The following is a 13,334-nucleotide window of genomic DNA, read 5'->3' on the forward strand; positions in this document are numbered from 1 at the left end:
CCGCAACCGTCTGAAATCGAAGCGAGGGTTACGAGCGAAGAGGGCTAGGGGACCTAAGTAGTAACCGAATATGCATCTAATTGCCCCGAACGCTCCAAGCAACCTTCTAAATTCTCACTGGGACCTAAGCAGTAACCACTTTCGCATCTCAATTCCCTGAAAGCTCCAAATAACATACTAGATTATCGCTGAACCTAACTCGCTGGGAACTTAAACAGTAACTATGGGTGCACTGAAATACGCCATCTTATTAACCTCGACCTCAACTCGATCTCTCGCGTAGATAACACGTGTTATCCTTTAAAAAAACGGCTTCGCCGTCCCCTATTGGACGGCCTCCGCCTCTGCGCTTACGCGCTTTCTCCCGCCCTCAGTACCGCGGGCAGCCAAATCTTGTGCGGCTGCTGACCCTCCCGGCGCTCCAACTGCTGCCGGATGCAGCGCACGGCTTCTTCCCCCATGCGCACATAGGGGATTTCCACACAGCTCAGGGACGGCAGGCTCAGCCGGTGTCCCTGGATGGTGTTGTCCGCGGCCATGACCCGCAGGTCTTCCCCGATGCGCAGGCCCAGCTTATGGGCTGCCCGGTACAGCGCGGGCACATCGCTGGACCAATTGACCAGCAGCGGCGGCAGCGCACCGCCTGCCGCCGCGAGCCGCTCCAGCACCTCCGGCCATTCTCCCCGCTGTTCTTCGACAGCGAGAATGACCGGCTGCATGCCCCGCGCCTCGCACCAGCCGCGGTAGGCCCCGCGGCGGTTACGCTCCGCCCAGTTGTCCCGGCTGGCGCCGTGGTAGACCTCGGCGTAGCGCGGTGCCTGCTGCCCATCCGCTCCCCCGCGCAGCAGGTAATTCAAGGCCGTCTCCACGCTGCCGTAATAATCGGCCAGCACGGAGTATACGCCCTCCGTCTCCGCGTAGCCTTCCACGGAGACATATGGAACTCCAGCTGCGCTGACCTGCGCAGCCCAGTCGCCATCAGCATAGCTGGTGTTATCCAGCGTGACGATGCCGTCGATCTTCTTCTGGTGATACAGGTTCAGCAGCTCTGCTCTTCCTTCCCCACCGGCCCGGTGGCCCGGCGAGCAGAGCAGAATATGATACCCGTTCGCCTCACACTCCCGCTGCATTCCCTCCAGCAGCCGGGTAAACAGCGGATGGCGCGTATCCCCGTACGCGGCCAGACTCATGCTCCGGCCTGTCTTCATGCTGCGGGCCTGGGCATCCACGTGATAGTTCAGCTCGCGGATCGCCGCCAGCACAATTTCACGTGTTTCTGCGCCCACGCCAATCCCCGGCGTGCCGTTGATCACAGCTGAAACCACGCTGCGGGAGACCCCCGCCAGTTTGGCTACATCGAAACTGGTGACTCTTTTTTTGCCCATTCCAACACCTCACCGCGAGTATAACACGTGTTATAAAAAGCTGTACAGCGCTTTTTCAGCCTTCTGCTATGTCACTGCCAGCCGCGCCCCGCCGGAGACCGGCGGATGCTTACCGACTATATCCATTATGGGCATACTTGGCAGATCCGCTTGTACCAGGTTAAGGAGGCGCTTACGGAGCATGAGCTGAACCTCTCCATCACGACGCTGCGCAAAGGTACAGTTCACAGCCATGTCAACCCGGCTTATTTGGAGCGTTTTGAGGGTGTGGAGATTGCCGTGTTTCACCGCATTGAGGCGATTCCCCATTACCAGGCCTCATTGTTTACGGCGAGACGGAGATAAGCGGGGGTCGCGTTAGGCTTTATGGTGAGAAGGATGTTCTGGCGTTGTGTTCTGGCGTTGTATTCTGGAGTTATGTTCGGGTGAGTGTTGAGGAGTTATGTATGCTCTCTGGAGTTATGTTCAGAAGAAAAGCCTGCATATGTGCAGGCTTTTTCAGCCAATCGGAGCATTCAGGGGGTAATTCCTGCAATAGTGCAGGTATTTGCTGATGATTCCCGCCACAAGGGCATATTTACTCTAAAAAGATGTATTTTTGCAGGAATTTAGCTACAGCGCCCGTATAGTCTCCAAAAAGATGTATAAACGCAGGTATTTCTCACCACGCTCCACACTCACCCTCTATATACTTCATACTCCCCACTCCTCACTCCTCACTCCTCACTCCTCACTCCTCACTCCTCACTCCCTACTCCCACTCCCCACTCCCCACTCCCCACTCCCCACTCCCCACTCCCCACTCCCTACTCCCCACTCCCCACTCCCCACTCCCTACTCCCTACTCCCACTCCCCACTCCATACTCCTCACTCCTTACTCCCCACTCCTTACTCCTCACTCCTCACTCCCTACTCCCACTCCCCACTCCTGAACTGGCTGCGAATCAACCCTTTTTCAGATCATTTAGTAGTCAAGAGCTCTCCTTCCATCCTGTTCCCCACCGCGCTGCGGACATCCATCACCATTCCTCCTTAAGAAGGGATAGGATTGCTTAAGGTTATTCCCCCGGCTCCACAGACTGCTGCTGGTGCTGCTCGCGCTGCCGGATAAACCGCTGATATAGCTTAACTGATATAATTTTGAGCATCATATACACCGGAATAATCAGGAGTATGCCAATAATACCGCCAAAGTCACCTCCGGCCAATACCAGAATGATCGTAGTCAGCGGATGGATATCCAGGCTTTTTCCAAAAATATAGGGTGCCACCAGGTTATCCTGAATCTGCTGTGCGACAAGCACAACCACGATGGACCAAAGCGCCGTCGAAGGCGACTCGATCAAGCCGATGATAAGGATCGGCACGGCGGACAGAATGGCTCCGATAAAAGGAATAAAATTCATCAGCACGGCAACCAGTGTCAAGAGCAGTGCATAAGGCAGACCGATGATGAGAAAGCCGATATACATCAACACGCCAAGCGCCAGATTCACAAGCACCCTGCCTACAATAAATCCGCTCAGCGCCCCGTCGATTTCGGCAACCACTTCCGTTCCCTCCTCATGGTAGCGTCTGGGGAAGATGCTCACCACTTTCTTGCCAAACTTCCCACCTTCCTTAAGCATATAGAACAACAGAATCGGAAAGGTGAACAGCACAATCGCGAAATTCGATACAAAAGAGAAAAGCTCCGATACATAATTCGTCATCAGCGAGAAACCTTTGTTCAAATATTCCATCAGTTGGCCTGTCGGATTCATGTCCGGCGGAATAAACGAAGACAGCAGCTTGCTGTCCTCCAGCTTCGTCAGTTGCTCACCCACTGCCGCGAACACACTGGGCATATTATTGCCCAGATTCATCAGCTGATCTTGCAGAGAAGGCCATACCCCTACACTGAATGCGAGCAGCAGAATGGCTATGAATACATAGAGCAGCAGGATCGCCAACGTCCGGTTCAACTTGCGTGATTCCAGCAGATCAATCAGCGGCCGCAGCAGATAATAGAAGAATACCGCCAGCATAAGGGGCACAATGGCCACACGAAACAAGGATAGAACCGGTGTAAAAATAAACTTCACCTGTGCGCCGACGTAGACAATTCCCAGCACTAGCAGTACAGCGATACAAATGCGGATAAACAAATTTAATTTGGCCATGGTTCTCTCCCATTTCAGAATTTATCCGGCTGCCGCTATCTACCTCGGAACCCGGATTGTGAACACCGTCGGCTCATCCTCCCTGCTCTCCAGCTCCAGTGAGCCGCCCATCTTCTCCGTGTTTTTCTTCGCGATGGATAGACCGAGCCCCGTTCCACCGCTTGCCGTCCGGGCTTCATCTCCCCGCACAAACGGATCAAAGATCGTAGACCAGAGTTCTCTGGGAATGCCCACTCCGTTATCGGCAATTTCAATACGAACCTTGGTATCTTCCTGAATAACCGTTACCCGCAGGCGGGTCCCTTCAGGATTGTAGGCCAGTGCATTAGAGATCAGATTGTTGATGACGCTGGCGAACAGCTCCGGATCATAATGGGCATACACCTCTTCTTCAGGAACCTGCAGCTGAAGCTGGAACTCTTTTTGCTCAATTTCGCCGTAGGTATCTGCAATAATCTCCCGCAGGTGATCTCCCAGCTCCAGGCGTTCTGTGCGAAGGATGAAATCTGGCGAGTCCAGCTTGAGCAGCTCCAGCATATGCTGAATCAGCTTCGTCACCTGAACGGATTTGCTGTGTATATAATTCAAGTATTTTGTCTTCCGTTCAGGGTCGGTGACGCGGCCTTCGATAAGGGCCTGCGCATAACCCTGAATACTTGTTATCGGTGTTCTCAGGTCATGGGACAGATCCACTATCAGACGCTGCTTGCTTTTCTCGGCCTGCCGCTTCTCTTCCGTGGTCTTCTCAATTACATCTGCCATGTAATTGAAGCTCTGGCCGATCCGCAGAAATTCCGTCTCCGCGTAGAGCGTAATCCGTGTGTTGTAATGCCCTTCCATCATCTGCTTCATGCCAAGATTCAGAACCCGCAGCGGCTTCTTGATCCGCCTCGTGACCCAATAGCTGTATACAAAGATCAGTATGAGGACCAACCCGCTGACTAGAAATACATAGAAAAATACGGAATGGTTCAGATAGGAAACCAGCATTTCATTATTAATTGATATTTTGATCACGTCACGGGGAATCTTCAGCAGTAGCCAGGCAGCCTGGGCGTCTCCCTCCACTTTGGCAATCGAGTAGTAGAAGGGCTGATCACTGCGGTTCTCCAGTCCCAGATAGAGGCTCTTTTCCTCATAGGCAAGGACCTGGTCCTGCTTCTCTCCAATGACACGGATGACCCCTTTGCCGGAATCAAGGATCTCCAGCCAGCCTCCGCTCTGCAGCAGCCGGGTGCTCTGCGGGCCCTCCCCCTGCTCTTCGAGGTAGTCACCAGCTTCGACAGACAGATTCGGATCGGGGATCAGCCGGTCAAGAATCAGATGAGTGATATCCTTTTGGATGAACAGGTAAACCCCCAGCACGAGCAGCATCAGCATACAGTTGAATAGCAGGAAATCGAGTGTGAGCGACGTCTGCAGCGGTCGGTTATCCCTACTTTTCCACGGGTGCTTCAATTTTGTACCCCAATCCCCTGATCGTCTTCAGGTATTCCGGTTTCTTGGAATCACGCTCGATCTTGTCGCGGATATTGCTGATATGCACCATAATACTGTTATCCTCATAGACATAGAAGTCTTCCCAGACCGCCTCATAAATTTTCTTGCGAGTTAGAACCCGGCCCGGCTGTTCCATCAGCAGCTCGAGAATTTTGTACTCGGTAGAGGTTAGCGCTACCGGTTCTCCAGACACATGAACCTGGCAGCTGCTCCGGTCCAGTGTCAACTGTCCAAGCACGATTTGCTCCTTCTTCTCTTGTACCGCCGGAGCATCGAACTGATGCACCCGCCGCAGCATGGACCCTACACGGGCGACGATTTCCAGCGGATTAAACGGCTTGGAGATATAATCGTCCGCGCCCAGTCCCAGTCCGAGGATTTTATCATGATCCTGGCTTTTGGCCGAAAGAAACAACACTGGAAAATGATCATTCTCACGGATTCGCTTGAGCAGCTGCAGCCCGTCCATGCCCGGCATCATAATATCAAGAATTGCCAGATCAATGGTGTGGCTCTTTATCAGCTTCAAGGCCTCGTTCCCGTTCTGCGCCTGCAGAATGTTATATTCCTTCTCCAGATATAGCTGCAGCAGCTCTACAATCTCCGATTCATCATCAGCAATCAGAATAGTATACATTGTGAATCCCCCTCTACACTAAAAGGCTACGCCGATCCCGCCTTCACCCGCATAAGTACCCATTACCGGCCCCATACAGGATAGCAATATCTCTTTGAAAGGATGCTTATCCAGAATAAGCTCCTTAATCTGCAGCGCCAGTTGCTCACAATTGCTGTGCACAATGGCAATCATAGCTTTATCATAATCATGCTGCTTGCCATCAAGTTTGTCCAGCAGATGGGTGAGCGCCTTGGAAATCCCCCTTGTCTTCTCCATGACCTCAACCGTTCCCTCTTCGCTGATCTTCAGGAGCAGCTTGATGTTCAGCACGGAAGCCACCGCGCCTGACAACCGGTTCATCCGTCCGCCCTTAATTACATTCTCCAATGTATGGAGTGTAAAGTACGCGTTCACAGCTTCGATTTTGTCCAGGATCATCAGCTTGAGCTCTTCCAGACTGGAGCAGGTCAGCGACCCTTTCGCCGCCGTAGCCACAATGAGGGCCTGCCCCCCGGAAAAATTCTTTGAATCCATAATTTCAATCGCATTCGGATGGCCTTCTTCTTCATACATTTCCTTGGCTATCATCGCGGTCTGAAAAGTGCTGCTAATGTTGGATGACATACATATGACCATGATATCGGTGCCCGCTTCCACTTTTTTAAATGTATCTAGGAATACCTGCGGACTGGGACTGGCTGTCTTCGGCAGCACTTCCGATTTACGCATTTTGGCATAAAACGTTTGGATATCCGTATCTTCCGGCATCCGCTCATGCCCGAAATGAACCGGTAAATGAATGATGTCAATATTGAACTGTTCAGCAACCTCAAGAGGCAAATCAGAACCGCTATCCGTAATAATTTTGATGGGCATTAGAGTGCCCTCCTTACTCTTCCTTAATATCGTATTCGACATTTACAATTCATCATCGACAATCCGAAGGGAATTCATTGTGAATGATTCTCTATCGTTCTTCTCAAGAATGGTTACTTTAAACAATAGCCTGCCTTTCTTAATCTAATTTAAAGCTAACCTAAAGAATAACTAAATATTTAACGAACAGGTTCAGCCCTCCGCCCTTAATAGCCTATTGAATTCCACATTGCGACTGAATTGCTGCAGCAGCTTATACAATAGCGCTCAACCCCCACAAAGCTGAATCTTCGATGTTCACAGCATACCATTATAAAAAGGCATTTCCTTCCCTCTAACGGGTGAAGAAAATGCCTTCTATATAGAAAGATAAATTCACAACCGGATATATCTCAAGCTTTCCCCACCGTCTCCGAAACCTCTGCATAACGGTTCGCCGGAATGGCCAGACCGAGATTGCCACGCAGCGTATCGCTTTCGTATTCAGTCCGGAACAATCCCCGCTCCTGCAGAATGGGCACCACACGGTCGACGAATTCTTCCAGCCCGTTCGGCACGGCTGCCGCCAGCATAAATCCATCCGCAGCTCCGCTCTCGAACCATTCCTGAATCTGATCCGCAACCTGTACCGGTGTTCCAATGAAGCCGCTGCGCGGTGTGGCGGATTGAAGTGCGACCTCGCGCAGGGTCAGCCCCTGTTCCCTGGCATTTCTCTTAATCTTGTCCGTGCCGCTCTGGAAGCTGTTTCTGCCCAAATCCCCCAGCTCCGGGAAAGGCTCATCCAGCGGATATTGCGAGAAATCATGATGCTCAAAGAATCTGCCCAGATAATTCAGCGCATTCTCAATCGTCACAAGTCCGGCAACCTCCTGGTATTTGCGCTCCGCTTCCTCCGGTGTATCGCCCAGGATCGGCGCGATTCCGGGAAAGATCAATACCTCATCGGGATTTCGGCCGGAGGAAGCCACACGTGATTTCACATCCCTGTAGAACTCCCGCCCTTCCTCCAGTGTATCGTGTCCGGTGAAGATGGCATCCGCTTCCTTTGAAGCGTAGTTTTTGCCAACCTCAGAAGAACCTGCTTGAAAAATAACCGGTCCCCCCTGCTTCGAACGTGCGATATTCAGCGGCCCTTTGACCGAGAAGAATTCACCTTGATGATCCAGTGTATGCATCTTCTGCGGATCAAAAAACACGCCTGTCTCCTTGTCCCGCACAAACGCGCCGTCTTCCCACGAATCCCACAGTCCGCGCGTCACTTCCAGATATTCTGCAGCAATCCGGTAGCGCTTGCCATGGTCCGGATGCTCCTTCTTGCTGTAATTGAGCGCGGAGCCTTCCAGCGGAGAGGTCACCACATTCCAGCCTGCACGTCCGCCGCTGATCACATCGAGTGATCCGAATTGGCGCGCCACGGTGAAGGGCTCACTGTAGGAGGTCGACAATGTGCCTACCAGACCGATTCTGCTGCTGACTCCTGCAAGCGCACTAAGCAGAGTTAGCGGCTCAAAGCGGTTCAGGAAATGGGGAATCGATTTCTCATTGATATACAAGCCGTCTGCGATGAAGATCAGATCCAGCTTGCCTTCCTCCGCCTTCTTCACCCACTGCTTGTATAGTTCAAAATTGACACTGGCATCCGGCTTAGCGTCAGGATGACGCCACATCGAAGTGCTTCCCCCGACTCCATGCAGCAAGGCCCCCAGCTTCAGTTGTTTAGGCTTCGTCATGTTCATTCCTCCTATAAATGTTCTGTCCGGTACTTTCAAGAAACAGCAGCTCCGGCTTGCTTGATCCGTTCGATCTGAGCCAGATGTGTCTGGACATGGCCCGTAAAACTCTGGACAATATCTGCAATGCTGACGGCCTGGCCCTTGGCATTAATCCCGCTTTTGTTCCATTCCTCTGCATCAAGTCTGCTAAACAGCAGGCTGTTATAATGAAGCAGACTGCGCACAAGCTCCAGGCTGTCTGATGCCTCTCCTTGATTGGCATGTTGTCCGCTTACCCAGGCATCCTGATTAAATACCGGCAGCCGTACCAGCGTGTCGGCCAGAATGTCGCGGATGCGGAAGGACACGACGATGCTGTGATCGGCTAAATGTGCAAGCACCTCGGTGATGCTCCAGTTGGCCGGCTCTGCTTTCCAGTGCAGCTGTTCTGGGGTCAATTCCTCCAGTGCTTGTGATAGCTGCTGATGAGTATGCAGGTAATCATGAATTTGAAGATTGCTCATTCAGTTTCCCTCCTAAGTAAGTGTCGCCTGATCCGAAACGGGATAGTGCAAACGGCTGAATATTCTGCTTGGAACGATTGTCTGTCACCAGATCAGCCAATATCTCTCCCACAACACTGGAGAATTTGAAGCCATGTCCGGCACCCACAACAATCACGTCATACCTCTGGGAATTCGCTATGATTCCGCACCTCCACCGGATGTATTGGCTCCGACAGAGGAGTAGGACAATGGTGTTGTTTCGTGGTCATTCCCAACCACATCCGTGAGCGCTTCGCTCAGCAGTTCAAAGGAGCGGACCCGTTTGTCAAACGGCTGCACATTGGTCGTGACGATAAACTCCTCCACGCCCGATGCGGCCGCCAGGGCCAGCAGCTGCTCACGAACAGACGCCTGGGTTCCTTTTGTAATTTCGGGTTCCCGCTCTTCCAAGGTATAAGCTTCCTGGCTCTGCCGGGTGAACGCTTCCGCCTGCTCGCGGGAGGCAACCGTCAGTATCTTCCCGCTGGCCAGGTGTATCCGGATCAGCTTATGCGCTCCGGCCAGTTCTCTGGCCTCCTCCTCGGTTTCGGCCACCAGTACGGCAAGGGCAATAATGGCCTGCGGCTCTTTCCCTTGTGAAGTGTCGAAGCTGCTGCGATAGACACGGATCGCCTCCAGCGCCACTGAAGGGTCACCGTTAATGAACAAAGAGAACACATACGGCAGACCCAGTCCGGCTGCGATTTCGGCACTGGCTGTGCTTGCCCCCAGCACATACAGCCGGGGAGGTTCTCCGGGGATCGGCCCGGCCTTCAGGCCCAGCAGAGGATGGTCCTCCCCCAACCGGTTATGGACATATTGCTCAAGCTCCACAATTTTATCCGTCAAGGAAGGGGAGTCATGGCTTCCTTGCTGCAGCGCCTGTGTGCTGCGGGGCAGCCCTCCGGGAGCACGCCCGACTCCCAGATCCACCCGGCCCGGAGCCAGCGAAGCCAGCACGTTGAAATTCTCTGCTACCTTGTAAGGACTGTAATGCTGCAGCATGATGCCGCCGGAGCCGACCCGGATGCGCTCGGTCTTGGCGAGCAGATGGGAGATCAACACCTCCGGGGAAGAGCCGGCTACCTGCTCGGAATCGTGATGCTCCGATACCCAGAAGCGGTGGAAACCGAGGCGCTCGGATAATTGCGCCAGCTGAACCGTATGCCGGAATGCTTCCTCCGGCGTTTCTCCCGGATAGATCGGACTCTGATCCAGTACACTGATTGTTATAGCCATGAAATTGCCTCCTAGATGGAATAGTTCAGTTCCGGCGTAATCCGCTTCAGAAACTGCTTCGTTCTTTCCTCCCGTGGATGATTGAATACCTCCGCCGGTGTTCCTTCTTCCACAATCACCCCGCCATCCATAAATACCACATGGTTGGCCACATCGCGGGCAAAGCCCATTTCATGGGTTACCACAATCATAGTAATACCTTCCTTGGCAATTTTGCGGATGACCGCCAGCACTTCACCCACCAGCTCCGGGTCCAGCGCAGAAGTGGGCTCGTCGAACAGAATGACCTCCGGCTCCAGCGCCAGTGCGCGGGCAATGCCGACCCGCTGCTGCTGGCCACCAGACAGCTGGCTTGGATAGGCATCCAGCTTTCCGCCGAGGCCGACCTTCTCCAGGAGTGCCTTGCTTTTTTCTCTTGCCTGCTCCTTCGGCAGCTTTTTAACGATCAGCAGTCCTTCCATCACATTCTCCAGCGCTGTTTTATGCCGGAACAGATTGTACTGCTGAAAGACCATTGCCGTTTTTTGCCGCAGCTGATGAATGTCCTTCTTGCGGGCATGACTGCAGTCCAGCTTGAAATCACCGATGGAAATTGCCCCGCCGCTCGGCTTCTCCAGGTAATTCACACAACGGAGCAGAGTGGTTTTACCTGATCCGCTGGGGCCAAGAATGACCACAACCTCGCCCTTGGCAACAGTTAAATCAATCTGATTCAACACCTGATTGCGGCCAAAGGATTTCGAAATACGCTCCAGCTTAATCATAGAACTCCCCCCCGATTGTACAGATTGATCCGTTTCTCAAGCAACGAGGTCGCTCGCTCGATTAGGAACGTAAGTGCCCAGAAGATCAGAGCCGCCGCCAGATAAGCCTCAAAAAACTTCCAGTTCGTCGAAGCCACAATCTGCGCTTTGGCGTTAATATCAACGACGGACACCGTAAAAGCGAGCGTTGATCCATGCAGCATGCCGATAACCGAATTGGACAGATTCGGCAGACTTGCCGCCAAGGCCTGGGGGAATACAATCCGCCGCAGGGCCTGGGGAGTGGTCATGCCAACAGCGTGCGCAGCCTCCATCTGACCGCGGTCCACCGCCAGCAGACCGGAGCGGACCACCTCCGACATATAGGCTCCTGCGGTAATCGAGAACGAAATATAAGCAAACCCGATCATCGGAATAGATACCGAGCGGAAACTCCAGCCGAACTGGACCGCAAGACCATCGATAAGCATAGGCAGTCCGAAATAGATCAGCAGCAGATGAGTAAGCATCGGAGTGCCGCGTATAAAGGTGACATATCCCACCGCTAACGGATACAAGACAGGAATTCTGTAAATCCGGATCAAGGCTACAGCAAGCCCTATAATAAATCCGGCCAGAACAGAAACGATCGTAATATATAGTGTTGTCGGGATGGCGCTTAGAATTTGCAGAAATGCCGTCCAGATAAATGAAGGGTCCAGCTTCATAAACCGCCACCTCCCTTGCTAGAGCCCATGTGTGCAATAATTTGCCGATAGGAGCCGTTTTTGAGCAATGTGAACGTTTGGGTTCCGGGACTAGGCTGTGCTTCATGACGCAGGAGACGATGCTCCGCCACCAGCAGCAGCCGTTCTATCGTATAGCTGATCACCAGATAGATTAGGGCCAGGGCAATGTAGGTTTCTATGAAGTGCTGACTTAGGCTGGCGAGGGTCTGTGCTTTGCCCGTCATCTCCATAACCCCTAGAGTGAAGGCCAGTGAAGTATCCTTCAGCAGCGCGATTACCAGATTGGAGAACACAGGAACAGCCACAGCAAGCGCCTGAGGAAGTACAATCCGTGAAAAAGCCTGGTAGGCGGTCATTCCAGTAGCATAAGCTGCTTCCACCTGCCCCCTATCCACCGCCTTTACCGAGGCGCGGATCATTTCGGACATAAACGCACCTGTATGCAGCCCGTAGGTCAGAATGACAAAGACCAGCACTGGCGTGCGTGTCATATCCACATGAACCAGCTTCATCAGTTCAGGCAGACCGTAATAGAACAGGAACAGCTGGATCAGAATCGGAGTCCCCCGGAAGAACGAGATATAGATCTCAGCGAAGGTCTTCAGAACTGGAATTTGATACAGACGAGGAAGGGCTACAACAAAGCCCACAACGATACCGGCCAGAAGGGAGCAGATCACGATCAGCAGAGTTGTATTCAACGTAGTCAGCAGTTTGGGCAAATAGGTGATGATGAAGCTGAAGTCAAACGGCGCACCCATAAGCTCCCCCCTTCACCTTATCTGAAATGCCGGTCATTGAACCGTGGCTGCGGTAACATCCGCACCCAGCCATTCCGTACTTAACTTGCCGAGGGTGCCATCTGCCTTCAGTTCCTTGACCGCCCCGTCAATGGCATCTGACAGCTTCTGCGACTCGGCATCATCCTTGCGGAATACATAGAGAATATCTGCGGAGGACAGCTCATCGCCTGTAGCCTTCAGCTGGGTCTGCGGATCAATGACCGGCAATACAAAATCGGCAGCGAGCGTAGCGTCGACACGCCCCGTGATGATCTGGCTCACCGTGTCATTAGCCGCACCGTTCTGGTAGACAATCTCAATCGCGTTGTCATGCTCCTTGTTGTAGTTCTCCAGAATTTGCGCTTGCGCACTGGTTGCGCCTGTCAGCACCTTTTTCCCCTCCAGGTCCTCAAGCGACTGAATCGAGTCATTGTCTTTGGCCACAACAATACGGTTTCTCCATTGGGCGTAAGGCTCTTTATTGAAGGAATACTTCAGCTCCCGCTCCGGATTCTTCTCCATGACATGAGCGACCAGGTCAATTTTTGAAGTCTCCAGGCTGAGCAGCAAATTGCTGAAATCCATGGTCTGCAGTTCGAACTCATATTCTGGAAGACGGCTGTCAATTTCTTTGATCAACTCCACATCGAATCCGGTCAGCTTGCCATTCTCATCAATGAAGCAGACCTTCGGAAAAGCAGTACCCGTGCCCACGATGATTTTGGTTGCCTTAACTGCCCCGGCAGTTTGGTCCGCTCCTGCAGCAGAAGTGCTGTTGTTGCTGCTGACTGAGCTGTTATTGTTAGAGCCACAGCCGGCAATACCCAGTGTTAATAATCCAACAAATACCAGCGAGCTCATCTTCTTCATGCTTACATCCCCTTATTCCTATCGATTTAGTCAAGATTATATGCCATTCACTTTATCACGCTATCCTTAGCTGCGCTAATAGAGTTTTTTAATCCATTTATACAAGAAGTCGATCTTCAAGCAGAAACGGCCTCGTCGTCCTCTGTAAGTG

At 52.6% G+C, this 13,334-nt stretch carries 14 protein-coding genes; 1 reads left to right on the plus strand and 13 read right to left on the minus strand.

Annotated elements, in window-relative coordinates:
- Positions 1 to 350: 350 nt before the first annotated feature.
- Positions 351 to 1,385 carry a LacI family DNA-binding transcriptional regulator gene (locus B9T62_RS21890; protein WP_087917239.1) on the minus strand — a complete coding sequence of 345 codons (1,035 nt, stop codon included), beginning with the start codon at positions 1,383 to 1,385 and terminating at the stop codon, positions 351 to 353.
- 105 nt (positions 1,386 to 1,490) lie between these two features.
- On the opposite strand from B9T62_RS21890, the gene B9T62_RS21895 reads away from it, so the two are divergent.
- Complete coding sequence (locus B9T62_RS21895) at positions 1,491 to 1,730, plus strand: hypothetical protein (RefSeq protein ID WP_087917240.1); 240 nt, start codon at positions 1,491 to 1,493, stop codon at positions 1,728 to 1,730.
- A 714-nt stretch (positions 1,731 to 2,444) separates the two neighbouring features.
- On the opposite strand, the gene B9T62_RS21900 is transcribed toward B9T62_RS21895, so the two are convergent.
- The 12 genes from B9T62_RS21900 to B9T62_RS21955 form a co-directional block, all read right to left on the minus strand.
- On the minus strand, positions 2,445 to 3,548 hold the full coding sequence (locus B9T62_RS21900) for an AI-2E family transporter (RefSeq protein WP_087917241.1): 1,104 nt from the start codon (positions 3,546 to 3,548) through the stop codon (positions 2,445 to 2,447).
- 39 nt (positions 3,549 to 3,587) lie between these two features.
- On the minus strand, positions 3,588 to 5,006 hold the full coding sequence (locus tag B9T62_RS21905; protein WP_087917242.1) for a sensor histidine kinase: 1,419 nt from the start codon (positions 5,004 to 5,006) through the stop codon (positions 3,588 to 3,590).
- Positions 4,984 to 5,685 carry a response regulator transcription factor gene (locus B9T62_RS21910; protein WP_087917243.1) on the minus strand — a complete coding sequence of 234 codons (702 nt, stop codon included), beginning with the start codon at positions 5,683 to 5,685 and terminating at the stop codon, positions 4,984 to 4,986. Before B9T62_RS21910 ends, B9T62_RS21905 begins: the two co-directional genes overlap by 23 nt.
- A gap of 18 nt (positions 5,686 to 5,703) precedes the next feature.
- On the minus strand, positions 5,704 to 6,543 hold the full coding sequence (locus B9T62_RS21915) for a DegV family protein (protein ID WP_157793962.1): 840 nt from the start codon (positions 6,541 to 6,543) through the stop codon (positions 5,704 to 5,706).
- 392 nt (positions 6,544 to 6,935) lie between these two features.
- Complete coding sequence (locus B9T62_RS21920) at positions 6,936 to 8,273, minus strand: LLM class flavin-dependent oxidoreductase (RefSeq protein WP_087917245.1); 1,338 nt, start codon at positions 8,271 to 8,273, stop codon at positions 6,936 to 6,938.
- A 35-nt stretch (positions 8,274 to 8,308) separates the two neighbouring features.
- Positions 8,309 to 8,779, minus strand: coding sequence for a DinB family protein (locus tag B9T62_RS21925; RefSeq protein ID WP_087917246.1), 471 nt, complete (start codon positions 8,777 to 8,779; stop codon positions 8,309 to 8,311).
- Complete coding sequence (locus tag B9T62_RS21930; RefSeq protein ID WP_087917247.1) at positions 8,757 to 8,936, minus strand: hypothetical protein; 180 nt, start codon at positions 8,934 to 8,936, stop codon at positions 8,757 to 8,759. The genes B9T62_RS21925 and B9T62_RS21930 overlap by 23 nt, the downstream gene beginning before the upstream one ends.
- Before the next feature lie 20 nt (positions 8,937 to 8,956).
- A complete protein-coding gene (locus B9T62_RS21935) occupies positions 8,957 to 10,039 on the minus strand; it encodes an LLM class flavin-dependent oxidoreductase (RefSeq protein WP_087917248.1) in 1,083 nt (360 codons plus the stop codon).
- An 11-nt stretch (positions 10,040 to 10,050) separates the two neighbouring features.
- Positions 10,051 to 10,803, minus strand: coding sequence for an amino acid ABC transporter ATP-binding protein (locus B9T62_RS21940; protein WP_087917249.1), 753 nt, complete (start codon positions 10,801 to 10,803; stop codon positions 10,051 to 10,053).
- Entirely contained in the window at positions 10,800 to 11,510 is a 711-nt protein-coding gene (locus B9T62_RS21945) for an amino acid ABC transporter permease (RefSeq protein ID WP_087917250.1), read from the minus strand. Before B9T62_RS21945 ends, B9T62_RS21940 begins: the two co-directional genes overlap by 4 nt.
- Entirely contained in the window at positions 11,507 to 12,292 is a 786-nt protein-coding gene (locus tag B9T62_RS21950; RefSeq protein ID WP_087917251.1) for an amino acid ABC transporter permease, read from the minus strand. The genes B9T62_RS21945 and B9T62_RS21950 overlap by 4 nt, the downstream gene beginning before the upstream one ends.
- Before the next feature lie 33 nt (positions 12,293 to 12,325).
- The gene (locus tag B9T62_RS21955) at positions 12,326 to 13,183 is read right to left on the minus strand and encodes a transporter substrate-binding domain-containing protein (protein ID WP_087917252.1); all 858 of its coding nucleotides are present in this window, start codon (positions 13,181 to 13,183) and stop codon (positions 12,326 to 12,328) included.
- Between the last annotated feature and the right edge of the window lie 151 nt (positions 13,184 to 13,334).

Source organism: Paenibacillus donghaensis (genome assembly GCF_002192415.1).
Classification (GTDB): domain Bacteria; phylum Bacillota; class Bacilli; order Paenibacillales; family Paenibacillaceae; genus Paenibacillus_AQ; species Paenibacillus_AQ donghaensis.